Below are 25,571 nucleotides of genomic sequence, written 5' to 3' on the forward strand. Positions count from 1 at the left end.
AAACATGTATCATAACCCCGTTTTGTTAAAGCAAAGTGTTGATGATTTGGTAACGAATCCAGACGGAACATACGTGGACTGCACTTTTGGTGGCGGTGGCCATTCAAGAGAAATATTGAGTAGACTTTCTGATAAAGGAAAATTATTCAGTTTTGACCAAGACTTAGACGCACTTAAGAATACGATTGATGATCCGAGATTTACTCTGATCAATCAGAATTTCCGATTTTTAGAAAACTCCTTACTGATGTATGGAGCTTCTCAGGTTGATGGAGTTCTTGCAGATCTTGGAGTATCTTCTCATCAGTTCGATGAAGCAGAAAGAGGATTTTCTACAAGAAGTAATGCTCCCCTAGACATGAGAATGAATGTAATGCAGGGGCTTGATGCCAAAAGAGTCATCAACGATTACGAAGAAGAGCAGTTGGCAGACATATTTTATTACTATGGCGAATTAAGAGAAGCTAGAAAATTAGCTAGAGATATCGTTCACCACAGAAAAAATAAAAGCATCAATACCACGGAAGATTTGAAAAAACTTTTCAGTTTTCTTCCTCCGCATAAAATCAATAAGTTTTATGCACAGCTTTTCCAGGCGATAAGAATTGAGGTAAACCAAGAATTGGAAGTTTTAAAAGAAATGCTTGTTCAGGCATATAATGTTTTAAGACCAGACGGAAGACTGGTAGTAATCTCTTATCACTCTTTAGAAGATCGTTTGGTAAAAAGATTTTTGAAAAACGGAATGTTCGAGGGTGAACCCACAAGAGACATTTACGGAAATTATAAAAAAGTATTTGAATTGGTTAAGAGCAAAGCAATAATTCCTGATGACAAGGAAATTGAAGAAAACTCAAGAGCCAGAAGTGCTAAAATGAGAACAGGAATAAAAATATAAATAATGAGCAATGGGTAATAAGCAATTTTTACATATTACCTATTACTAATAAATAAAGTGGCAAAAAGAACAACAACATCTCGCCCTCAGAAGAAACTTACTTTTATAGATATTATAAAAGGGAATTTCCTGAATCGTGATGAGATAAAAATACATTACAAGTATTTTTTACTGTTGTTTGTCTTAATGATGGCGATGATTTACAGTAATCATCTCGTCAATAAGAAAATTAAAATTGTAAACGCCTTAAAAGAAGAAACAGAAGAATATAAATCTCGAAACGCTTACGCACAAAGTAAGCTGATTAAAGTAAAAATGGAATCTCAATTGGGAAAAGAAGTCGCCCGAGATTCTTTGATGACACTGGAAAACCATCCTCACAAATTGTTAATAAAATTGGATAGTACAGATGCAAAAGCAAAATGAATACGATAACAAACGTAAAAGAACCTTAAGGTGGGGCTACCTCTTCGCAGTGGTGGCTTTGTGCGTATTTGTAATGTTCATTGCAAGGATCATCATTCTTCAAAATACCAATGTTCAGGAGATCAAAGACGATTATATCAATAAAAATTACCGCGAAGCTACCCTAAAAGCAGCTCGTGGAAATTTATTTGCTTCTGATGGTTCCATTTTGGCAACTACCGTGATGCGTTATGATATCTATTTAGATTTCAAAACGATGAAAGATACCATCTATCAGAACAACATTGGCGCTTTATCGGATTCTTTAAGTAAAATGTTCGGAAAACCAAAAACTGAATTCAGACAGAAATTTGATGAACAAAAGAAAAAGAAAAATCAATATTACACTTTAGTTAAAGGGCTTGATTTTGACGAATACGACAGAATCAGACACTTCCCAATTTTTGTAAAAGGGAAAAACAAAGGAGGTTTTATTGTTGACAGAAATTATAAAAGAGAATTAGCCACTTCAGAAATCGGTGCCGGAACAATCGGAATCGATAACGGTGAATTAAAAGCTGGTCTGGAAGGTGCTTTCTCAAAATATCTGACAGGAACTGACGGAAAAAGACTAGAACAGAGAATTAATTCTTCTCAATGGAAACCCATCGACTTCTGGAAAGTTCAGGAACCTATTGACGGTGAAGATGTTTATACCACGTTAGATCTTAGAATTCAAGACATTGCCCATTCTGCATTAGAAAAACAGATGGTCTCTTTCGAAGCAAAACACGGAACCGTGATTGTAATGGAAGTTGCAACTGGAAAAGTTCGTGCTATGGTTAATTTAAGAAGAAATGAAGAGGGTAATTATGAGGATTCTTACAACTATGCGATAAAGGATAATATCGAACCGGGTTCTACATTCAAAACCATTTCTTTATTGGCAGCAATGGATGATGGTTTTATTGATGAAAATACAACCGTAGATGTAGGAAATGGAGTTTGGACGTATGCGAAACAAAGGATTTCAGACGGTCATGGTGGTGGAGTTTATGACATCAGTGATGTATTAGCAAAGTCCAGTAACGTAGGAACTTCAAAACTGATCACAAAGTATTATGCCAACAAACCACAGATTTTCCTTGATCATCTGAGACGTTGGAAATTGTTTGATAAAATGGACATCGAGCTTCCGGGAATCACAAAACCGAAGATCCTAACGCCTGAAAATAAAAGATGGAATGCAGCTACATTAGCGTCAATCTCTTATGGATATTCATCTAACATTAATTTATTACAATTAACAACTTTCTACAACGCAGTTGCTAACGGTGGTAAAATGCTAAAACCATTATTCATAGACAAAATCATGAAGGACGGAAAGGTAATGTATAGTGCAAAACCTGAAGTAATGGTGAATAAAATCGCATCGGAAAAGGCGATTAAAATGATGACCAGCGCATTAACTAAAGCGGTAGAAAAAGGAACAGGACGAAGTATTTTTACTCCTAACCTAAAAATGGCAGGGAAAACAGGAACCGCAAGGTTTGAATATTGGCTTCCCGGTCCAATGAAATACCGAGCTTCTTTTGCGGGGTTCTATCCAGCTGACAATCCAAAATACACATGTTATGTGATGATCAGTGAGCCCAATACGGCTAAAAGTTTTTACGGAGGAGCAGTTTCTGCACCAGTGTTTAAAGAAATAGCTGGAAAGACGTTCTTAAAGACGCCTCAAAATGTTGAAAAAGAAATGCTTGTAGACAGAAAGGTAAACCTTAACAAAATGGTGGAGCCTAATGTGAAAATAGCAGTAAACAATAAGCAAATGCCAAGCGTAGTAGGATTAATTGGTAAAAATATTATTCCACAATTGGAAAACTTAGGATACCGTGTAGATTATAAAGGAGTTGGTAGAATAAAAGAACAATTTCCATTAGAAGGTACAACAATTAGTAAAAATCAGAGAATTTATTTGTCTCTGCAGAATTAAGGAAAGAGTCTCAAAGGGACAATTTAAATAAGGATAGGATGATAATCCTATTAAAAAAAGGAAGAAAATAAAATGATAAAGAACCCGAAGGGTTCAATATTAATAGCCATAAGTAAAACTTATGGAATTGAATTCCGAAAAGACAATTAAATATAGACAGGATAAAAATCCTGTTAAAATTATTAAGAATATAAAGCATCAAAGAAATGCAATTAATTGAATTATTAAATAGAATTCCAGTCCTAGAAATTCACGGTGAAAACACTCGTGAAGTTTCTGAATTGGTTTTCGACAGCAGAAAGGTTACGGAAAACTCTCTTTACATTGCAATGAGAGGAACGGTTGTGGATGGACATTCATTTATTGCACCTTCTATTGAAAAAGGAGCAAAAGCAATTGTTTGTGAAGAGTTTCCTGAAAATTTAGATGAAAATATTACCTATGTTAAAGTAAAAGATTCTTCTAAAGCTTTAGGTCATTTAGCTTCTAATTTCTACGGAAATCCTTCTGAAAAATTAAAATTAATTGGAGTTACAGGAACAAACGGAAAAACATCTGTTTCTACATTACTTTTTGATGTATTTAAAAATTTAGGCTATGATTCTGCTCTACTTTCAACCGTTGAAATCAGAATTGGAGAAAAAATAATTCCGGCAACACATACAACTCCTGATGTTATTACAATTAATAAAATTTTAGCGCAGGCTGTTGAAGAAGGTTGCGAATTTGCTTTCATGGAAGTAAGTTCTCACGGAATTTCCCAAAACAGAATTGAAGGTCTGCATTTTAAAGTAGCCGGATTTACCAATCTTACCCACGATCATTTAGATTATCATAAAACTTTTGATGAGTATTTAAAAACGAAGAAAAGATTTTTTGACGAGCTTCAGGATACCGCAATTGCTATCACCAATGTGGATGATAAAAACGGCATGGTTATGCTTCAAAATACAAAGGCTACCAAAAAGTCTTATGCTTTGAAAACCATGGCAGATTTTCACGGAAAATCATTGGAAATTGATTTCAACGGAATGTTATTGAATTTTAATGGTAAAGAATTCTGGACAACATTAACAGGAAAGTTTAATGTTTACAATTTATTACTTGTTTTCGGAATTGCTTCTGAACTTGGTTTTGAGCAAGATGAAATTCTTCAGGCAATTAGTAAATTAAAAAGAGTTTCAGGAAGATTTGAAACATTTAAATCAGATGGTGGAATTTTCTTTATTGTAGATTATGCACACACTCCGGATGCGTTGGAAAACATTCTGGACAGCATTAATGACATCAGAACAAAAAATGAAAGACTGATCACAGTTTTTGGTTGCGGAGGCGATAGAGATCACTCTAAAAGACCTGAAATGGGAAATATTGCCAGTAAAAAATCAACATTGGCGATCATCACTTCAGACAACCCAAGAACAGAAGATCCGACAGCAATTATAAAAGAAATTGAAGCAGGCGTTGAACCTCAAAACTTCAGCAAATACACTTCAATTCCCGATAGAAGAGAAGCCATAAAAATGGCGATAAAATTCTCAGAACCTAAAGATATTGTTTTGGTTGCCGGAAAAGGACACGAAACGTATCAAGAGATAAATGGTGTAAGACATCATTTTGATGACAAAGAAGTAATTATTGAGCTCTGGAAGTTAATGAGTAAGTAAATTAAAAAGAAAACATGTTATACTACCTATACGAATATTTAACCGCCCATGGAATTCACATCCCGGGACTTGGAATGTTAAAATACATTTCATTTCGTGCCGGAATGGCTGTTCTATTGTCTTTAACGATAGCTCTTGTTTACGGAAAAAGAATCATCAACTATCTGAGAGCAAAACAGATGGGAGAACTAGTTCGTGATTTAGGTTTAGACGGACAAAAACAAAAAGAAGGAACTCCTACCATGGGAGGTCTTATCATTATTTTGGCAACGCTTATTCCGGTTCTGCTATTTACCAGAATTACCAATATCTACATTGTTCTTCTGATTGTTACCGTAATCTGGATGGGAGCAATAGGATTCTTAGATGATTATTTAAAAAAGGTAAAGAAAAATAAAGACGGTCTAAGTGGTAAATTTAAGATTGTAGGACAAGTCGGATTAGGGCTAATTGTCGGAGTTACAATGTATTTCCATCCCGACATTACGGTTAAAAGAAAATATGCAGACGCAAAGGTAGTTAACAGAAATAATGTAGAGCAGAATTTTATGCCTACAGAAAAAATTACGGTTTCTACAGTTCCTTTTGCTAAAAACAATGAGTTCGATTATAGCGGAATGTTATTTTGGATGAACGATAAAGATGCTCACGAATGGGCATGGATTGTTTTCATCCCAATTGTTATATTCATTGTAACAGCAGTTTCCAACGGAGCCAATATTACCGATGGAATTGATGGTCTCGCGGCAGGAACAAGTACAGTCATATTAATGGCTTTAGCATTTTTCACCTACGTTTCCGGGAATATCATTTTTGCAGATTATCTCAATATTATGTTTCTCCCCAATATGGGTGAAACCACCATTTTTGTGGTCGCAATGGTAGGGGCTGTAATCGGTTTCTTCTGGTATAATACCTATCCGGCGCAGGTATTCATGGGCGATACAGGAAGTTTGATGCTAGGTGGAGTAATTGCTGTTTTAGCCATTATTTTAAGAAAAGAATTAATGATTCCTGTATTATGTGGGATCTTCTTAATAGAAAACATATCTGTGATGTTACAGGTCGTGGTTTTCAAATACAGAAAAAGAAAATATGGGCTGGAATATGCTCAGAACAATAGATTTTTTAAGATGTCACCTCTACATCATCATTATCAGAAAGAAGGTTTTCACGAAAGTAAAATCGTAAACAGAATGATAATTATTGGTGTAATGTTGGCAATTGTATGTCTTATCACCTTAAAAATGAGATAAGATTTGTAAAAAAAGTAAAATGTATCAGCGTATTAATGATTCACCAAATACATTAATACAATGTACATAAATACCAAAAGATTAATATGAAAATAGTTGTTTTAGGAGGAGGAGAAAGTGGTTGCGGCGCTGCTTATTTGGCTAAAAAAAAGGGTTTGGAAGTATTTCTTTCAGACAAAGGAGTCATTAAGGATAACTATAAGAAATTTCTAACGGAGAATGAGATTGATTTTGAAGAAGGAAGCCACGATGAAGAAAGAATTTTAAATGCAGACTGGATCGTAAAAAGCCCAGGAATTCCGAAAAAAGCGGAAATCATTAATAAAATTCATTTGAAAGGAATCAGACTTTCCTCTGAAATTGAATTTGCATCGGAATTTACGAATGCTAAGATCATTGCCATTACAGGAAGTAATGGAAAAACAACGACAACCTCTTTGATCTACCACATCCTGAAAAATGACGGATTGAATGTAGGTTTAGGCGGAAACATTGGTTACAGTTTTGCAAAACAAGTTGCAAATGAAAATCATGAGTATTATGTTTTGGAGGTTAGCTCATTCCAATTAGATGATATTCAGAATTTTAGACCATACATTTCTTTATTGTTGAATTTATCTAAAGATCATTTAGATCAATATAACTACAACTATGAAGAATATGCATTAGCAAAATTCAGAATAGTTGAAAACCAAGAGAATGATAATTTCTTCATCTATAATAAAGATGATGAAATGAGTAAGACCATTCTTGAAAAATTGGAAGTAAAAGCGAAAATGATTCCTTTTTCTACTAAAGAAAGTTTATCTGAGGGAGGTTTTGTAGACCAAGACCACCTTACCGTAAAGTTAAAAGATGAATTCTCAATGAAAATTGAAGAACTGTCATTGTTGGGAAATCATAATGTTGCCAATAGTTTAGCAGCATCTATCGCGGGTAAAATATTACAGATCAATAATGAAAGTATTAGAAATTCATTAATGACTTTCCAGGCTGTAGAACACAGACTGGAACTGGTGTCTGAAATTGATGGCGTAAAATACATCAACGACAGCAAGGCAACCAACGTTAATGCAACCTATTACGCGTTAGAAAGCATGAAAACACCAACCGTTTGGATCGTTGGAGGACAGGACAAAGGAAATGATTACTCAGAAATTGAGGAACTCGTTAAAAGAAAAGTAAAAGCAATTGTTTGTTTAGGAATTGATAATCAAAAAATTATAGATTTCTTTAAAGACAAAAAAGAATATATTTATGACACTTCGAGTATGGAAGAAGCGGTAAGAATATCAAAATCTTTAGCCAAAAATGGGGACACTGTTTTATTATCTCCATGTTGTGCAAGTTTTGATTTATTCAAAAGCTACGAAGACAGAGGTTGTCAGTTTAAAGAACAGGTATTAAAGTAAATGTAAAAAGCAGTACATAGAAAGTACATTTTACATCAATACAAAAAAATATGGACGAACAGAACACAGATAGCAGATTTGAATTTCTAAAGGGCGATAAAGTACTTTGGATGGTCATTCTTGTGATCTCCATTTTCTCTATTTTCCCTGTATATTCTGCGAGTTCAAATCTGGAATATATTGTAAATAATGGGACTACAACAGGTCACATTATGAAACATATGTTCTTTGTACTTCTGGGCTTAGCCATTATGAGAGTTGTGGGAACAATAAAATACGAATACATCGGAAAGCTCAGCAGCATCCTGCTTGGATTAATGATTGTTTTATTGATTATCACAATGTTTACAGGTCAAACCATTGATGGAGCCAGTGCATCCAGATGGTTGAAAATTCCGGGAACACCTATTTCATTTCAGCCTTCGTCCTTTGCTTTTTTAATGTTGATCATCTATTTGTGTAGATATTTAACCAAGAAAATAACACGGGAAAGGCTTCCGATAGAGAACATCATGTACATCTTCGGTCCTATTCTACTGGTTTTTGTATTGGTTGCAAAAGATAATGGTTCTACGGCATTAATGATTTTAATGGTTTCCGTAGTTGTTTTGGTTATAGGCCAATTGCATTGGAAATATATTGCAGGATTTATTTCTTCTTCATTTATAGCTATCATCTTCTTTTTAATAGTTGCTTTAAACACCAACATGATCGGTGGAAACCGTGTACATACATGGATGAGCCGTATAGAAACATTTACATCAAGTAAAGCGAAAGCGGCTGATGTAGATGATGAAAGCTTAAAGGCAAAGAATTATCAGGTAATGCAGGCCAAAGCGGCCATCGTTAATGGTGGGATTACCGGAATGGGACCAGGAAAAAGTGCCTTAAAACAAATGCTTCCTCAGTCTGCATCCGATTTTATTTTTGCAGTAATTGTTGAGGAATATGGCGTTATAGGAGCCGCGTTTCTTATTTGTATGTATCTGATTATGATGATCAGGATTGTGATGATTGCCAGTAAAATGCCCGCCTTTTTCGGGTCTTTACTCGTCCTCAGTCTCGGGGTCATGATTTTTATACAGCTGTCGGTAAATATTGCAGTAGCCATCAACTTAATTCCGGTAACGGGGCAGCCATTACCGCTGATAAGTTATGGAGGAACATCCATGTTGGTGACGTATTTACAATTAGGAATTATTTTAAATATAAGCTCAAGAATACAGATATACGATGAAGAAGGAATGGGCAAAAAACAAAGCATAGCAGAAATAAACGATATCGCGTAATGGCATTGCGAGGAGCGAAAGCGACGAAGCAATCTCAAAATTTATATAAATGGACAAAAAGTTAAGAATATTATTATCAGGCGGCGGAACAGGAGGACACATCTTCCCGGCCATTGCTATTGCAGATGAGATCAAGAAAAGATTTCCTGTTGCAGAATTTTTGTTCATTGGTGCCAACGGAAAGATGGAAATGGAAAAAGTTCCACAAGCTGGCTATAAAATCGAAGGAATAGATATCGCAGGAATCGACAGAGGAAATATGTTATCCAATTTAGGTTTGCCTTTCAAAATTTTGAAAAGCTTATCTAAATCGAAAAAAATTATTAAAAACTTTGCTCCCGACTTTGCGGTTGGAACAGGTGGTTTTGCAAGTGGACCCGCTTTGTATGAAGCAAGTAAAATGGGAATTCCTATTTTTATTCAGGAGCAGAATGCACACGCAGGAGTCACAAATAAGATTTTAAGTAAAAAAGCAAGAGCCGTTTTTACAGCCTATCCAGCAGTGGAAGGTTTTCCTGCAGAAAAAATAAAATTCTTGGGAAATCCGATTCGTGAAAACATTATTTCAGGAATGCAGGAAACAACTCAGGCAAAAGAAAAAATGGGATTGAATAAAGACAAACTAACGATACTTTCTGTTGGGGGCTCTTTAGGTTCAAGAACATTAAATAATGGTTGGAAAGAAAATCTTGAAAGCCTTAAAGAAAAAGGATATCAACTAATCTGGCAAACCGGAAAACTAGATTATAAAGAAATTGTTGATAGTTGTCAGTTACCAGTTGATGGAAATTCAAACAACCAGATACAAATCAAGGAATTCATAAAAGATATGGAAATCGCTTATTCAGCAGCCGATATCATTGTTTCAAGAGCAGGGGCCATTGCTATTTCAGAATTGGCCGTAGCACAAAAACCTGTTTTATTGGTTCCTTTCCCTTTTGCGGCAGAGGATCATCAAACAAAGAATGCGCTGAATCTGGTTGAAAAAAATGCAGCCAAAATGGTAAAAGACTCTGAAATGCAGGAGAAATTCTGGAATACATTATCAGAAATCTGTGAAAATGAAAGCTTAAGAAAAGAAATGTCTGAAAATCTAAAATATTTTGCCAAGCCAAATGCAGCAAAAGAGATTGTAGATGAGATATTTAAATTAATGTAAAGGGAATGAAAAACTTAGAAACATATCAAAATTTTTACTTCGTTGGAATCGGAGGTATCGGGATGAGTGCTTTGGCACGCTATTTCAATGCTTCAGGTAAAAAAGTTTTGGGCTATGATAAAACCAACACTAAACTCACTCAGAATTTAATGAATGAGGGAATTGATATTGTTTTTGAAGATCTTATTGACGAAAGACTTACGTCTCTTGAAAAAGAAAATACATTGGTAATTTATACTCCGGCCATTAAAACGTTGGGGATCTTAGATTATTTTAATCAAAATAGTTTTGAAGTTTTAAAGCGTGCAAAAGTTTTAGGGTTAATTACTGAAAATACAAATTGTATCGCCGTTGCCGGAACGCACGGAAAAACAACAACTTCTACTCTAGTCGCTCACTTGTGTAAAGAAGCTGATTTACCTTTTTCTTGCTTTTTGGGCGGAATTTCCGAGAATTTTAAATCCAATTTTTTATATAACGGAACAACCTATTCTGTAGTAGAAGCCGATGAATATGACAGAAGTTTCCTTAACCTTTCTCCGGATTGGGCTGTGATAACTTCCACAGATGCAGATCATTTGGATATTTATGGCGATAAAAATACAATTGAAGAAGGCTTTAAACAATTTGCAGCTTTAGTTCCAGAAGACAAACAGCTTTTTGTAAGAAAAGGAATTGAGATCGGAAGACCTCATATTACTTATGCGGTCAATGAAAAAGCAGATTATTATTCAGATAATCTTCGAATGGATCATGATAAAATCTATTTTGATTTTCATACACCAACCGAAACGATAAAAGATTTGGTTTGGGAAATTCCGGGAATTCATAATGTAGAAAATGCAACGGTTGCATTAGCTATTTTAAGCAATTTAGGCGTTGATTTCGAAACATTAAAGAAAGCAATTGCTAATTTTAAAGGGATTAAAAGAAGATATACTAAGCATATTTATAATACCGGTAAAATTTACATTGATGATTATGCACACCACCCGACAGAAATTAACGCTGTAGTGGGATCTATCAGAACCTTTTACCCTGAAAAAAAATTATTGGTGGTTTTTCAACCCCATTTGTTTAGCAGAACCAGAGATTTTGCAGACGGTTTTGCAGAAAGTTTAAGTGATACTGAAGAATTAATCTTACTAGATATTTACCCTGCAAGAGAACTTCAGGAAAATTTTAAAGAAATAACTTCAGATTGGTTATTGAAAAAAGTTAATTTAGATAAAAAAGAAGTATCAAATTTATCAGATGCTTTTGAAAAGATAAAAGAAAAAGATTTTGATATCCTTCTCACAGTAGGCGCAGGAAACATTGACACCCTGTATGATCCTATTTGTGAATGGTTGGAGAAAAATTAATTAAAATAAGCTTAACGCAACGAGCGCAATGATTTTTTTTGGAAAGCGTATTAATTTCGTTCGCAAGGGCGTTTCACTCAGCAAATGATAGCAGAATTATCATTTAAGAGTAAAAATATATAATATGACAGAGAATGAAATTTCAAATTTAGTTTTTGATGCAGGAATGAAAATTCACCGCAAACTTGGAATTGGTCTCTTTGAAAATGTTTATGAGCGATGTTTAATTCACGAATTGAAAAATAAGGGAATGAATGTTGAAAGTCAAAAAGATATTTGTGTCAATTATGAAGGTTTAGTCATAGAAAAAGCGTTCAGAGTAGACTTATTAATTGAAAATAAAGTAATTATAGAAATAAAAGCGGTTCAGGATATTAATGATTATCATTTTTTCCAGCTTTTAAACTATTTAAGAATAGCTGATATGAAGTTAGGAATGATTTTAAATTTTCATTCAACATTATTTAAAAATGGAGTAAGAAGAGTTGTAAACAAATTATAAAAGTTAAAGCCATTGCTGAGTGAAACGCCCTTGCGAACGAAGAAATATAAAAAAAGAAAATCTTTGCGAACATAGCGTTAAAAGAAAAAAAGAAAATGAAAAATAAATACAGAATATTAAAAATTGCTATCACAGTGATCCTTCTTGGGTTCCTGCTAAGTTTCTCATTGAAGAAATTTGGGGGTCAGAAGATCACGGATAATAATATTTCTGTGAAAATGAATGAAAAAACTCCGGTGTATTTCGTTGATGAAAAAGATATCAGAGCCATCGTAAACAAAGAAAATCCATCAGGAAAAGTAGGAGACCTTAATATTCCGGCGTTGGAAAAAAAGATCAATGCACTTCCGGCTATAGACAGTGCCAATGTCTACTTAAACCTTAATGGGAAACTTAATCTTGATATTAAACAAAGAGTCCCTATTTTCAGGTTAAATAAAGATGGAAGAGATTTTTATGTAGATGATAAAGGAGTTGAATTTCCGATCTCTAAAACGTACTCACACCCTTGTATGTTGGTTACTGGAAATGTAAAAACCGATGAATATGGAAAATTAGCGGAACTGGTTGAGAAAATCGACAAAGATGATTTCAGTAAAAAATATTTCATTGGGATATCAAAAGACAACAACGGAGATTACAACCTTCTCACAAGCGAAGGAAATTATAAAGTTGAACTCGGTGATCTGGATAATATAGAATTAAAAGTAAAAGGATTTAAAGCTTTTGTAGAAAAATATCTAGTTTATCAGGATCCTTTAAAATACAATATGATCTCTATAAAGTATCAGAATCAGATTGTGACCACACTAAATCCTTATTTTAAAGAAAACGACAGTATTTTAAAAGTGGGGAATTTAGAACTTGCAAAAGTATCAACGCCAGCCCCTGCTAAAAAAACAGAGGCTAAGCTCAAAATAGGAAACGTAAAGAAAGAAACTAAGAAACCTAGCTCTACTTCTAAAAAACCGAAGGAAGGTACAAAGCCAAAGGCTACAGCCAAGCCAAAAGCAAAAGAAACTAAAAAAACAGAAAAGAAAATAACTCCTGCCAAGGCAAAAGCAAAAGTTAAAGTAGAATAAAAAAAATCAAATCGATATAAACAATGGAAAATCAAGAGTATTCAGTAGGTCTGGACATAGGGACAACAAAGATAGTCGCGATTGTCGGAAGGAGGAATGCACACGGGAAAATCGAAATTCTCGGTGTTGGGAAGGCCAAAAGTCTTGGAGTTCATAAGGGCATTGTGAATAATATTTCGCAAACCATTAACTCTATTAAGGCTGCTGTGTCAGAAGCACAATCAAGCGCAGGAGTTCCTATCCGTAAAGTCACGGTAGGTATTGCAGGAAAGCACATACGCTCTCTCCAGCACTCCGATTATATTATGCGTGAGCACCCCGACAAATTTATTACAGATGATGATATAGAAGCACTGAAAGATCAGGTCAAGAAACTGGTTATGCTTCCCGGAGAAGAAATTATCCATGTTCTTCCCCAAGAATATAAAGTGGATTCCGAAGGTGAAATTCAAGAGCCTGTTGGTATGCACGGGAAACGTTTAGAAGCTAATTTCCACGTAGTTGTGGGACAAATGGGTAGTATCCGAAACATTGCAAGATGCGTAAGAGAAGCCGGTTTGGAAATGGAAGCTCTTACTTTAGAGCCTTTAGCATCTTCAGAAGCGGTTCTTACCAAAGAAGAAAAAGAAGCAGGAGTTGCCATCGTAGATATTGGTGGTGGTACTACAGATATAGCTATATTTAAAGATAATATTATCCGTCATACATGTGTAATTCCTTATGGTGGCGGGATCATTACAGAAGATATTAAAGAAGGCTGTTCCATTATAGAGAAACATGCAGAGCAACTGAAAGTAAAATTCGGTTCTGCAGTTCCTGAGTTGGAAAAAGACAGCACATTTGTTACTATTCCGGGACTTCATGGAAGACCAGATAAAGAAATTTCTCTTAAAACTTTAGCACAGATTATCAATGCAAGAGTAGAAGAAATTCTTGAAATGGTAAATACAGAATTAAAGGCGTATGGTGCTTTTGAACAAAAGAAAAAACTGATTGCGGGAATTGTTCTTACAGGAGGTGGATCTAATTTGAAACATCTTCGTCAGCTTGCTAATTATACTACCGGTTTTGATAGTAGAATTGGTTTTGCAAATGAGTATATTGCTAATGATAAAAATCAATATTTAAAAGGTCCTGAATTTGCAACCTCTATTGGATTATTAATGGAGAGTTTAAAAATCAGAGACAAAAAACCGGTTATAATAGAAGAAGAACTCGTTCAGGAAGCTCCTAAGCAAGAAATTGCAGACGAAGTTGTGGAAACCAATACAACGGCTCAACACACAGCACCTGTTCAGGAACAAGAAGTTAAAACCCCACAGGAAAATAAAAGAGCGGCAAGACTGACTTTCGGACAGTCGCTTATGGAAAAAGTAAAAAAATTCTTTGAAGAAGTAGAATAGTAAATACAGATATTATGGAAAATATAGGTACACAAGGATTTTCATTTGATTTACCAAAAGGTAACTCAGCGATCATAAAGGTAATTGGTGTTGGTGGCGGTGGAAACAACGCCCTAAAATACATGTACGAGAAAGGAATTCACGGAGTAGATTTCGTGGTTTGTAATACAGATGCTCAAACTCTAGATAATAACCCGGTTTCAAACAAAGTACAGTTAGGAACTACGATTACAGAAGGATTAGGTGCAGGTGCCGATCCTGAAGTAGGAGAAAAATCAGCAATTGAGAGTATTGAAGAGATCAAGGCTGCGATGGGACATAATACCAAAATGGTGTTTATCACTGCCGGAATGGGCGGTGGAACCGGAACTGGTGCAGCTCCCGTAATCGCTAAAGTGGCTAAAGATATGGGAATCTTAACGGTAGGTATTGTTACCGTTCCTTTCAGTTTTGAAGGGAAAAGAAGACTGGAACAAGCTGAAATTGGTCTTGAAAAATTAAGAAATAATGTTGATTCACTTATTGTGATCAATAACGATAAACTAAGACAGCAGTTTGGTAACCTTGGATTCAAACAAGGGTTCTCAAAAGCCGATGAAGTATTAACCAATGCGGCAAAAGGTATGGCAGAGGTTATTACAGGTTACTTTGATGTAAACATTGACTTTAGAGATGCTAAATCTGTGCTTCAAAATTCAGGGACAGCTTTGATGTCTACAGGTACAGCTTCAGGAGAAAACAAAGCGGATGAAGCGGTAAGAAAAGCGCTGGATTCCCCTCTATTGAATGACAATAAGATTACAGGTGCTAAAAATGTATTATTGTTGATCAGAAGTGGTGTAGAAGAAGTAACGATGGACGAGATCGGTATCATCATGGATTACATTCAGAAAGAAGCTGGAAATACAGCTGATATTATTTTCGGGGTGGGTGCTGATGAAGAATTAGGAGATGCAATAAGCGTTCTTGTGATCGCAACAGGTTTTTCTAATGACGATAAAAAATTCGCAGGCCCAACAGAAAAAATCAGAATTGGTCTTAATGACAAATTAGATTCTAATAAAACTTCTCCGTTTAAAACAAGAGAAGAAAGAGAGGTTGCTCCTGAGCATGGCTACGATTTTGGAGGAAAAAATCATTTCAGATTAGACGACGAAGACCACGACAGTCCACAGTTTAAGTCTATGACTACTGAAAAAAAAATGATTATCGAGGATGAGAGCATTACAACAGAAGTAAAATTCTCTGATAGAGAGGAAGATACATTAGGTAGTTCTAATCAAGGCTGGAGAGGTGATGAAGAAGAGCAGGATGCATACAGCTTATTTGCTATTGATGACGATAACGATCCTAATGATTTAGAGATTCAATCTTTCTCATTTGAAACAGAAGACAGAAGAGAAGAACCAAAAACAAATATTTCTACTCCAACTTATTCTCAGGAAAAACCGGTTGAGTTTAGTTTCTTTGTAAACGAACCCATCAGCGAGCCTAGAACTGATTTTGGACAGCCAAAAGCAGAGTTTAGTACTCCAACGAATACATACAGTCAGGTAACAGAAGAAGTGGCTCCAAAAATTGAAAGTTTCTATCAACCCAAAGAGGAAATAAAAACTGAAGAGAGACCTGCTTATGAAAGCAAAACTGAAATTGAAACTTCTTCTGACAGCGAATTCACTTTTGTGAATAAAACAGCAGAACAAGAAAGAGTAATAGAAAGAAGAAATAAACTAAAAGAATTCAACTCTCGCTACCAAAGCTTTGATAGCGCAAGTGAGTTCGAATCTGTTCCTGCTTTCAAGAGAAAAAATATTTCTATTGACGGAACTAATGCTTCAGATCAAAATATAAACACGTATTTATCTGACAACAATGGTTCTATGCAAATCAGAGAAAACAGATTTTTAAATAAAGATGTAGATTAAATTGCTACAAGCAATAAGCAGTAAACTCTAAGCTTGTTAATTCGAGCGTAAATGCGTACTGCTTATTGCATAAAGCTTAAAGCCCAAACCATGAGTTTAGAAATTATAATTAGTGAAGCTATAAAAACAGCAATGAGAGCAAAAGACAGAGTAGCTCTGGATTCTCTTCGTGCTGTAAAATCTCAGATCCTACTTCTAAAAACAGAAGCTAGAGGTGCAGAAGTTTCAGAAGAGCAGGAAATTGCTATTTTACAAAGAATGATCAAACAACGTAAGGATTCTTACGAACAATTTACTGCACAAGGCAGAAATGATCTTGCAGAAGTAGAAGAAGCTCAGATGAAAGTTATTGAGAAATTTTTACCACAACAGCTTTCTCCAGAAGAATTGGAAGCTGAAATGAAAAACATTATCTCAGAAGCAGGTGCTGAGTCTATAAAAGATTTAGGAAAAGTAATGGGAGTTGCCTCAAAAGCATTTGCTGGAAGGTCTGATGGAAAGAGTATTTCCGAAATGGCTAAAAAACTCCTTTCTTAGAAAAGTCTTGGCGTGATTTCCAAGCAATAGATAAGGATATTCAATATTTGCATATCGATTTGATTAAGAAGCCCGAAACATTTCCAGTTTCGGGCTTCATTTTTTTATCTTGAGATATTCAATATTTTTATGATTCTAAAAGAGAATTGAATATTCCGTTAAAGTAAGGGAAAAATGTAAATGTTTTTTTCATGGTTATTGTTTTCAGAATCATTTCAAATTTAACAATTATTTTCGATAATCAATAACATTATCTCATTATTGTTTTAATATCATTAAACTATTAATATATCACCAATCTTGTTTTACGAATACTTTGATAGTTTTTATATATTGAAGAAAAGTAAAGAATTGTTTAACTTTGCATAGATTAAAAAACAAAAATATGTATCCAACAGATTTAGTAATGCCTATGAAGGCAGAACTTACAGATAAAGGTTTCCAAGACTTAGCAACACCAACACAGGTTGAAGAAGCATTAAAACAATCAGGAACTACTCTATTGGTGATTAATTCTGTTTGCGGATGTGCAGCAGGCGCAGCAAGACCAGGAGTTGTGTATTCTTTAACAGGAGATAAGAAACCTGATCATTTAACAACAGTTTTCGCTGGCTTTGATACAGAAGCTGTAGCAGAAGCTAGAAAGCACTTAGCACCATTCCCTCCAAGCTCACCATGTGTAGCTTTGTTTAAGGACGGAGAATTGGTTCATATGCTAGAAAGACATCATATTGAAGGTAACCCTGCAGGAGCTATTGCAGCAAATCTTCAGGCTGCTTATGACGAATATTGCTAAGAAACAATAAATCTAAATACTAAACCGTTACAAAATTTGTAGCGGTTTTTTTATTTTAATACGTCAACTTTTGTCGTTACCCATATCTACTTTTGGTTGATAATACTTTTATAACCAAATGGTATGATACAAAGATTAGAATATGTGTTAAGCAGAAATCTCGACAGTCCTTTAGGCGAAAACAGTATTTTTTACGAAACTTTTATAGTTCCTCCAGAGTTAAAAGATAGTTATCCAAAGTCAGAAAAATACAGTATAGTTAATCATCAGGCTGTTTTCTGTAAAAGTGGAATAGAAGTTTTTGACAGATACGAAAAAGAAAAATAGAACCTGACTACTTTACTATTTATTATGAGGAGATTTCCAAAAACACCAGTAATTTTTTTGGAACAGCTTGTAGGGTGAAAATGGGTGATTATGCAAGACAAAGATTACTAAGAGACTATAACAGTAAGGGAAAGACCATTAACTACCATGGTAACACAATAGATGGCAGTGTCTCAGATTTTAATAGTCTTATCAAGCTAATTGCCAAAGATTATGGAATTGATGATACATTATTGAAAGGTGCTATTTACTTAGAGATACTTGACAAAAGTAAAATCAATGAAGCTTTTAAAAAAGTATCTTCATTAAATAACCAATTGGCAGACTGGCTAAAAGGAGGTATTGAAGCCACTGAAAAATGGAAATTTACAGAAGAAAACTATGATTATACTAAGTTTTATACAGAGCCAATGTATAATAATTTCCAAAATATAGCTGGTGCAAGTGGCTTTCCTAAACAAGAAGTAAAATACAAACCCATTATTCCCGTCCCATTTCCTTGCAATGAGTATAAGAACATGTCCGATAATCAACAAGGAATTGCAGAAGCTGGATTAAAAAAACTCTCGGGGTTTATAGCCTCGTTTGATGAAATTTCTACTGCTGCTGTTTTCAACATCGTGAAGGCAACCCCTACTATTACAGATGACATTTTGTTTGCTGTCACATTCCTTGTAAAGAACTTAATAGAGGATAATATGCCTGATAGTATAAAAAGTATTTACAATAAGCTAAAAGTATTGTTTAAGGACGTTCTGGACATTGTTTCAAACATTGGAAATGTAATTAGTGAAAAATTAAACCGAGAAATTGCAAAAATCAATGCTTTTCTTTGTGGGATACTCAACGGGTTTATCTCTTTGGTACAATTGATTATTATGCTATTAGCAATGATAGTCGACAAACTTCCTATTTTTGAGTTAGAGAAAATGAGTGCTTTGGAGTTGGCAAAACACCAAGAAAAGCTGGAGTTTATAGAAGATTTTGTAGATTTATTTGATGAGAATGCAAAAGAGTTTCTAAGTGGTATTAAAAAGCTTTTCACCGATGATAAAATATGGAAAGACATTTCTACTTTTATTTCTGGTTTGGCTAAAAAAATCTCTAACTACAATGAGTATTTCTGGGCTTACTTCATTGGAGGAGTTGCCTTTGAATTGATTTTAGATGCTGTTATTGCTTACTTTACGGGTGGAAGTTCATTAGTTGCCGAAGCATCTGCAAAAATCAGTAGATTGACAGCTAAAGCAGAACAGGCAGGAGCAAGAGCTCTGAATTTTTCTAAAAATTTGGGAAAGAAAATTGCAAACACAACACAAGACCTTTTTAAATGGCTTGAAAAAGAGTTTCTTGAAATGATAGAAGCCATAAAGAATGGAAAAGTTGCAGAATGGCTTAAAAAGAAAATTGATGCTATATTTGCTGATGGCAATAAGCCAGTTGGATTAGAAAAAGGAGAATTAGATTGGATGTCAGCTCCTAAATTAGATGAATATGGAGGTAAATTAGTAACTCTTGAACAATTAATTAAACTTAGAGATATATTAAAACAAAAAGGTATAAATCTAATTTTGGAAAATGATACAGTAGCAATTAAAAAACTCTTCAAAGCTGTTGAAATTCCAGAATTAGGAGTAATAGACAATGCTGATGATTTATTTCAATTCATGAGAGAAAATGATTTGGTTGGTGGTTTTGATGCAGTAAATAAACAGTTCGTTTTACCTGAAGGAGCTTCAGAACTTGTTGCTTTTCACGAAATGGCGCATGTTAAACATTTTGAACATGCCGGAGAGGCATATCATGATATAGATTTATTAGATAAGGAAATGTATGTATGGGAACAAATTTATGAGAATCGACAAAGATGGACAAAAGCAGAATTAGAAAGTTCCTTAGAATATATAAATGACATCAGAACTAGTCCAATATATAATTATAATTTAGAACCTATAAAAATTCCATAAATGAATTATACTCAAAAAGAAATTTTAGAAAAAGCAAAGATTATACTAAAAGACTTACAAGCAAAATATTACAATGAAAAAAATATAAAAGGGGCATCATTTGAGAAAGAAAAAAGTATACATGGAAATGAAAATAAAAAACTCCCTTGTTGGACTGTTCTTATTAATGAGCCTGTCTTTAATAGTTCAATTTTTTTATATATTTCTGATGAGGATGCAGAACCCATTTACATTAGAAGCAAACACAAAACATCCGAAATAATAAAAAATTCTGATGGGACCTATATTAGAAAATGAAAAATATCATAAGAAGTTAGACTTATGACGAATATTGCTAAGAAACAATAAATCTAAATACTAAACCGTTACAAAATTTGTAGCGGTTTTTTTATTTATCCTCATAAAATATTCTTAGAAAAGTCAAATATCATTATATTTGGAAATGGCAACGAAAGCACTCTTTAATACTGTGGTCAACTGGTTCATCCGCCAAAGGATAGATCAGATACAGAATTTTATGGATCATCCTATTGAAACACAAAAAGGAATTCTATTTTCCCAATTGTTTCATTCTGAAGATACTGAGTACGGAAAAAAATATGGTTTTAACTCTATTTCAAGCTATCAGGACTTTAAAAATAAGGTTCCGATTGTTACCTATGAAGATTTTGAACCCTATATCGAAAGAGCAAGGCAGGGTCATAAAGATGTAAGCTGGCCCGGCTATATCAAGCATTTCGCTAAATCTTCGGGAACTACCAACGCGAAAAGTAAATATATCCCTATTTCTACCGAAAGCCTGGAATATTGCCACATGAAAGCAGGAAAAGATATGGTAGCTATTTACGCCAATAATCATCCTGAAAATCAACTTTTCACCAACAAAAATTTACGTTTAGGAGGAAGCTCAGAACTGTATGCCGATTTTAACACAAAATTCGGAGACTTATCTGCTATTTTAATCGACAATCTTCCCTTTTGGGTTGAGATTACTACGACGCCAAGTAAAAAGGTTTCGTTAATGGGTGAATGGGAAAGTAAGCTCAAAGCCATTACCTCTGAAGTTAAAAATGAAGATGTAGGAAGTATTTTAGGTGTACCCAGCTGGATGATGGTTCTTTTACAAAGAGTTTTGCATGAAACTGATGTTAAAAATATTTCAGAATTATGGCCCAACCTGGAAGTATTCTTTCATGGAGGAATAAGCTTTAAACCCTACAAAGAACAGTTCCAGCAGATAATCGGTAAAAAGATTAATTACTACGAAATTTACAACGCTTCTGAAGGTTTCTTCGGTATTCAGGACAGACCTGATAGTGATGAAATGCTCTTGATGCTGGATTATGGTATTTTCTATGAGTTTATTCCGATGGATCAGTTCCATTTTTCAAATCCAAAAGTAGTAAGCCTGGAACATGTTGAAATCGGCAAGAACTACGCCATGGTTATTACAACCAACGGTGGTTTATGGAGATATTTAATTGGCGATACGGTTGTATTTACATGTACAAACCCTTTCAGAATAAAAATTACAGGAAGAACAAAACATTATATCAATGCTTTTGGAGAAGAGTTGATGATTACGAATGTAGAATCAGCTATTTCGAAAGCCTGCCAAACCACAGGAGCCAGCATAACCGAATTCACAGGAGCCCCTATTTTCATGAAAGAAAATGAAGGTGGCGCTCATGAGTGGATCTTTGAATTCAGTGAAAAACCGAGCGATTTAGACCATTTTATCGACTGTTTTGATCAGCACTTAAAGACTATCAATTCGGATTATGAAGCGAAGAGATATAATAACCTAACGCTAAAACGACCTATCGTGCATATTGCAAAACCCAATCTATTTTACTGTTGGCTAGAATCCAAAGGAAAATTGGGAGGACAAAATAAAGTCCCAAGATTAAGCAACGACAGAGAATACATTGATCCTCTATTGGAATTAAATAATAAACCGCAGTAAGTTCTGCGGTTTATTGTTTATTGTTTATTATTTGTTTAAATCATCTTTTAATTTCTTAGCAGCGTCTTCTACTTTCGAAGCTCCTTTTGCAGCGGCTTCTTTTGCATCTTTCCCTACTTTATTTGCTTCTGTTTTAATATCTTGTCCTGCTTTGTGAAGATCATTTTTAGTTTTATCAGCAGTAGCATCTATTTTATCTTTGGCTTTCTGAGCTGCAGCATCTATTTTATTTCCAGCTTCATCTACTTTAGCTTTAGCATCTTCTTTGGCTTTATCAATTTTTGATGTATCAATACCAGTCTGGCTTACCGTTGTGGTTTCGGTAGTCACAGATCCATCAGCATTTTCAGTAGTTTCAGATTTTGTTGTTGATTTCGTGCATGATACAACAAGAGTTGAAATCATCAATGCTGCTAAAATTTGTTTTTTCATATTGTATATTTTTAATGAGTTTTTAAAATTAAATATTTTTATTCAGTTTTAGGAGCATTTGAAGAAGTTTCTGCTGCCTTCTTTTTTTTCTCTTCATCCGATTTTTTCTTTTCTTCGTCCTGTTTCTTTTTATTTTCTTTATCCAACTCGTCTTTAATTCGTTTCTCTTCCTTCTGAACCTTAACAGCTTCTTTTATAGAATCCTGATAACGTTGAGAAGACATTCTTATCTTCCGAACAACATCAATGGAAGTGGCTCCTGTAGAAAAAGAATCTATTGCAACCGTATCGTAATGTACTTTAGTCTCCTGATCGGCATTAAGATTAACAGTTTCTTTTGGGGAACATGCGGTACATAAAACAAAGAAAGTAAGAATTACAAAAACTAAATTTTTCATGGAACTAATTTAGCAGAAATTCTGCAATTACAGGATAGTGATCCGATAATTTCACAGAATTGTCTACTTTATAGCTTAAAGGAATAATTGATTTTGAACTAAAAATATAATCAATTCTCAAAGGTACTTTATAATCATAAAAGCTTGAAGAACTTCCATTTCCAACTGTTAAAAACGCATCTTGTAAATCTTTCCCTAAATTATAATATTCATAAGAATTAGGAACAGAGTTAAAATCTCCTGCTAAAATCACAGGATAAGGTGATAAATCTACCGCTTTTCTAATTCTTCTAATCTGATCTTCATGAGCTTTAAATGTAGGAATCATGTGAGAAAGAAGGGTATTTATTTTTCCTCCCTGTTTCCCCAATCCATCAAACTGAAACATTGATTTATGCAATCTAAAAGGCTCCAAATAAACATTTACTACCCTTATGATTTTTCCATTGATGTCAATATCTGCGTAGAATGAATTTCCACGGTCTTTTTCTTCAACAAGATTTTCCTGTCTTACAATTTTGTGTTTGGTTTTTAAAATTACTGAAGGATATTTTATCAAATCGTCTCTTAATGCTGTTTTAGTATCTTTTTCTTGAACTAAAACAATATCAGCATCCTGATCATTGATATATTTTTTCACTTTGTCCCAACCAAAATCTCCATATTTAACATTGAAAGTCAACACCTTAATATCTCTTATTGATTTTGAATTCTCATTTTTTGGTGTAAAATTAACCCATCTTCTAATTGGATTATAAAAAATAAAAGTACTTAATACAAAGGCAATTGCTATTTTTTTTCTTTTGACAACCCAAACTAAGGTTAGTAAAAGATGTAGAAGTATAAGATAAGGGAACCCAAGAGAAAGAAGGTTAAGATTACCCAGAATATTAGGTGGAATCCATGCATTTCCTAATGTACATAGGAGTAAAACAATAATTGAAATATGAAAAAATAACAATATCTGGCTCAACTTCATGGAATAACGATCTTTGGGTACACCCTATTTAAGCAAAAACCCTACCAATGCCAGATTATTTAACGAACTTTATGAAATAGCTACTTTAGTTTAAAAGTACCAATTACCGGATAATGGTCTGAAAGCTTAACAGAATAGTCAACTTTGTATGTAATTGGTTGTATTGATTTTGAAGTAAAAATATAATCAATCCTCAATGGAAATTTATAATCATGAAAGCTTGTCCCACTTCCTTTACCCACTTCTAAAAAAGCATCTTGTAAGCCTTCTGAGAGATGGTAATACTCATAAGAATTAGGAACAGAATTAAGATCTCCCACTAAAATTACAGGATAAGGCGAATTTTCAATCCCATTTTTGATATCCTTTACTTGATCTTGGTGCATTTTAAAAGTTGGAACCAATCTCTTGACAACATTCTTTAATTTCTCTTCATCTTCCTCACTGTTTCCATTGAGTTTTACCATTGCCTTTTCAAACTTAAATGGCTGAAGATAAACATTAATAAAACGATATATCTTCCCTTTTATTTCAATATCTGTTTGTGTTGCGTATGCATTATTTGAAAAATAATCACTGTTGATAAGTTCTTTTTGATCAATAACTTTATATTTAGTAAATACCGAAACAATATAATTTCCGCTTGTATTTTTTAAACCATTAAAATGATATTCATGCCCACCTTTTTCCTGTAGAAAAACAATGTCTGCATTTAAAGAATTAACATAGTCATCAATATTTTTCATCCCATAAGAACCTCCCTTTGTATTGAATGTGACTATTTTGAAATTGGCAGTTTCTTTTTTATCAGTAGAAAAATTCACCCATCTCTTTACAGGGCTGGTAAAAATCAAACCTAGTAGCATGAATACAAAAGCTCTTTTTTTCCAACTGAAGATCCAGAAAAAAATTAGTATAACATACACAATCATTAGAATAGGGAAGCCTAATGATAATAAATTAAACCAAGGAAATACCTTAGGTGGAACATAGGCATTAAGCAACATTCCCAATAAAAGAAGGAATATTCCTACATGAAGTATTAAAAATATGAGGCGAAGGATTTTCACGAAAGGTGTTTAGTTAAATCTGTATAAATGTTTTTTCCAGATCCAAGCTAACAAAAATCCTACCAAAGCTCCCCCGACGTGTGCAAAGTGAGCAATACCCCCAACATTTCCAGAAACTCCTAAAAAGACAGAAACAACGATAATTACTGGTAATATATATTTTACTTTAACAGGAACAGGAATAAACATGATCATGATTTTTGAATCTGGATATAACGTAGCAAAAGCTGCGATCACTCCAAAGATAGCTCCCGAAGCACCTACCATAGGAGTACCAACGATACCATTTAGATCTTGTACTAATCCTTGTTGCTTAAGAATAGATTCTGCCGTTCCATTATAAACTCCTTGAGCACCCGACAAATAAGCATTTACATTAAAGCCTAATTGTTGTAACTCATTAGAGATTTGTTGTACTTCTACGAAATTCCATAAATTAAAAAGAAAGAATGCTCCCAATCCACTTACAAAATAAAGAATCAAATATTTTTTACCACCTAAGCTTTGCTCTAATATAGGTCCAAAACTATACAAGGTTAACATATTAAACAAAATATGCATGATACTTCCATGCATAAACATATGAGTAATAACCTGCCAAGAATGGAAAAAGGGTGAAAACGGATAAAAAGCAGCAAGACTAGCCGTTAGTTGATCTCTCAATAAAAAACTTGAAACAATAAACACTATAATATTTATAATGATAATATTTCTTGTAATGGGTGGTATATTATTAAACAT

The 25,571-nt window shown here is 34.1% G+C and carries 24 protein-coding genes; 19 read left to right on the forward strand and 5 right to left on the reverse strand.

Annotated features, from left to right (window positions below; translation table 11 throughout):
• The first annotated feature begins 4 nt into the window (after positions 1 to 4).
• From rsmH to BUB80_RS10895, 19 genes are all read left to right on the forward strand, one after another.
• Positions 5 to 898, forward strand: a complete 894-nt coding sequence (gene rsmH / locus BUB80_RS10805; protein WP_073292944.1) for a 16S rRNA (cytosine(1402)-N(4))-methyltransferase RsmH — start codon at positions 5 to 7, stop codon at positions 896 to 898.
• A gap of 57 nt (positions 899 to 955) precedes the next feature.
• On the forward strand, positions 956 to 1,324 hold the full coding sequence (locus BUB80_RS10810; RefSeq protein ID WP_073292945.1) for an FtsL-like putative cell division protein: 369 nt from the start codon (positions 956 to 958) through the stop codon (positions 1,322 to 1,324).
• Positions 1,308 to 3,299: a penicillin-binding transpeptidase domain-containing protein gene (locus tag BUB80_RS10815; protein ID WP_073292946.1), complete on the forward strand. Its 1,992-nt coding sequence runs from the start codon at positions 1,308 to 1,310 to the stop codon at positions 3,297 to 3,299. Before BUB80_RS10810 ends, BUB80_RS10815 begins: the two co-directional genes overlap by 17 nt.
• A gap of 206 nt (positions 3,300 to 3,505) precedes the next feature.
• Entirely contained in the window at positions 3,506 to 4,966 is a 1,461-nt protein-coding gene (locus BUB80_RS10820; protein WP_073292947.1) for a UDP-N-acetylmuramoyl-L-alanyl-D-glutamate--2,6-diaminopimelate ligase, read from the forward strand.
• Positions 4,967 to 4,980: 14 nt separating this feature from the next.
• Positions 4,981 to 6,222 (forward strand): phospho-N-acetylmuramoyl-pentapeptide-transferase, encoded by a 1,242-nt coding sequence (gene mraY / locus BUB80_RS10825; protein ID WP_073292948.1) that lies wholly within the window; start codon positions 4,981 to 4,983, stop codon positions 6,220 to 6,222.
• An 86-nt stretch (positions 6,223 to 6,308) separates the two neighbouring features.
• Positions 6,309 to 7,634: a UDP-N-acetylmuramoyl-L-alanine--D-glutamate ligase gene (gene murD, locus BUB80_RS10830; RefSeq protein WP_073292949.1), complete on the forward strand. Its 1,326-nt coding sequence runs from the start codon at positions 6,309 to 6,311 to the stop codon at positions 7,632 to 7,634.
• 50 nt (positions 7,635 to 7,684) lie between these two features.
• Positions 7,685 to 8,923 (forward strand): FtsW/RodA/SpoVE family cell cycle protein, encoded by a 1,239-nt coding sequence (locus BUB80_RS10835; RefSeq protein WP_073292950.1) that lies wholly within the window; start codon positions 7,685 to 7,687, stop codon positions 8,921 to 8,923.
• 49 nt (positions 8,924 to 8,972) lie between these two features.
• Positions 8,973 to 10,082: an undecaprenyldiphospho-muramoylpentapeptide beta-N-acetylglucosaminyltransferase gene (gene murG / locus BUB80_RS10840; protein WP_073292951.1), complete on the forward strand. Its 1,110-nt coding sequence runs from the start codon at positions 8,973 to 8,975 to the stop codon at positions 10,080 to 10,082.
• Between the two features lie 5 nt (positions 10,083 to 10,087).
• Entirely contained in the window at positions 10,088 to 11,446 is a 1,359-nt protein-coding gene (gene murC, locus BUB80_RS10845) for a UDP-N-acetylmuramate--L-alanine ligase (protein WP_073292952.1), read from the forward strand.
• 124 nt (positions 11,447 to 11,570) lie between these two features.
• Positions 11,571 to 11,948, forward strand: a complete 378-nt coding sequence (locus BUB80_RS10850; RefSeq protein ID WP_073292953.1) for a GxxExxY protein — start codon at positions 11,571 to 11,573, stop codon at positions 11,946 to 11,948.
• Between the two features lie 95 nt (positions 11,949 to 12,043).
• Entirely contained in the window at positions 12,044 to 13,030 is a 987-nt protein-coding gene (locus BUB80_RS10855; protein WP_073292954.1) for a cell division protein FtsQ/DivIB, read from the forward strand.
• 23 nt (positions 13,031 to 13,053) lie between these two features.
• Complete coding sequence (gene ftsA / locus BUB80_RS10860) at positions 13,054 to 14,433, forward strand: cell division protein FtsA (RefSeq protein ID WP_073292955.1); 1,380 nt, start codon at positions 13,054 to 13,056, stop codon at positions 14,431 to 14,433.
• Positions 14,434 to 14,447: 14 nt separating this feature from the next.
• On the forward strand, positions 14,448 to 16,358 hold the full coding sequence (gene ftsZ, locus BUB80_RS10865; RefSeq protein WP_073292956.1) for a cell division protein FtsZ: 1,911 nt from the start codon (positions 14,448 to 14,450) through the stop codon (positions 16,356 to 16,358).
• A gap of 90 nt (positions 16,359 to 16,448) precedes the next feature.
• Positions 16,449 to 16,895 carry a GatB/YqeY domain-containing protein gene (locus BUB80_RS10870; RefSeq protein WP_073292957.1) on the forward strand — a complete coding sequence of 149 codons (447 nt, stop codon included), beginning with the start codon at positions 16,449 to 16,451 and terminating at the stop codon, positions 16,893 to 16,895.
• A gap of 385 nt (positions 16,896 to 17,280) precedes the next feature.
• On the forward strand, positions 17,281 to 17,691 hold the full coding sequence (locus BUB80_RS10875; protein ID WP_054512582.1) for a BrxA/BrxB family bacilliredoxin: 411 nt from the start codon (positions 17,281 to 17,283) through the stop codon (positions 17,689 to 17,691).
• 123 nt (positions 17,692 to 17,814) lie between these two features.
• Positions 17,815 to 18,018, forward strand: coding sequence for a hypothetical protein (locus tag BUB80_RS10880; RefSeq protein ID WP_073292958.1), 204 nt, complete (start codon positions 17,815 to 17,817; stop codon positions 18,016 to 18,018).
• Between the two features lie 80 nt (positions 18,019 to 18,098).
• Entirely contained in the window at positions 18,099 to 19,985 is a 1,887-nt protein-coding gene (locus BUB80_RS23395) for a zincin-like metallopeptidase toxin domain-containing protein (protein ID WP_139262661.1), read from the forward strand.
• Positions 19,986 to 20,282: a hypothetical protein gene (locus tag BUB80_RS10890; RefSeq protein WP_073292959.1), complete on the forward strand. Its 297-nt coding sequence runs from the start codon at positions 19,986 to 19,988 to the stop codon at positions 20,280 to 20,282.
• Positions 20,283 to 20,427: 145 nt separating this feature from the next.
• Entirely contained in the window at positions 20,428 to 21,951 is a 1,524-nt protein-coding gene (locus tag BUB80_RS10895) for a GH3 auxin-responsive promoter family protein (protein WP_073292960.1), read from the forward strand.
• 27 nt (positions 21,952 to 21,978) lie between these two features.
• Here the strand turns inward: BUB80_RS10895 and BUB80_RS10900 are convergent, their stop codons facing one another.
• From BUB80_RS10900 to BUB80_RS10920, 5 genes are all read right to left on the reverse strand, one after another.
• Positions 21,979 to 22,383, reverse strand: coding sequence for a hypothetical protein (locus BUB80_RS10900; RefSeq protein ID WP_073292961.1), 405 nt, complete (start codon positions 22,381 to 22,383; stop codon positions 21,979 to 21,981).
• Between the two features lie 38 nt (positions 22,384 to 22,421).
• On the reverse strand, positions 22,422 to 22,781 hold the full coding sequence (locus tag BUB80_RS10905) for a hypothetical protein (RefSeq protein WP_073292962.1): 360 nt from the start codon (positions 22,779 to 22,781) through the stop codon (positions 22,422 to 22,424).
• A 4-nt stretch (positions 22,782 to 22,785) separates the two neighbouring features.
• Positions 22,786 to 23,760 (reverse strand): endonuclease/exonuclease/phosphatase family protein, encoded by a 975-nt coding sequence (locus tag BUB80_RS10910; protein ID WP_073292963.1) that lies wholly within the window; start codon positions 23,758 to 23,760, stop codon positions 22,786 to 22,788.
• Between the two features lie 80 nt (positions 23,761 to 23,840).
• Positions 23,841 to 24,830: an endonuclease/exonuclease/phosphatase family protein gene (locus tag BUB80_RS10915; RefSeq protein WP_073292964.1), complete on the reverse strand. Its 990-nt coding sequence runs from the start codon at positions 24,828 to 24,830 to the stop codon at positions 23,841 to 23,843.
• A gap of 9 nt (positions 24,831 to 24,839) precedes the next feature.
• Positions 24,840 to 25,571, reverse strand: coding sequence for a rhomboid family intramembrane serine protease (locus BUB80_RS10920; RefSeq protein WP_073292965.1), 732 nt, complete (start codon positions 25,569 to 25,571; stop codon positions 24,840 to 24,842).

Source organism: Chryseobacterium polytrichastri, from assembly GCF_900142445.1.
In the GTDB taxonomy this organism is placed as follows: Bacteria; Bacteroidota; Bacteroidia; order Flavobacteriales; family Weeksellaceae; genus Chryseobacterium; species Chryseobacterium polytrichastri.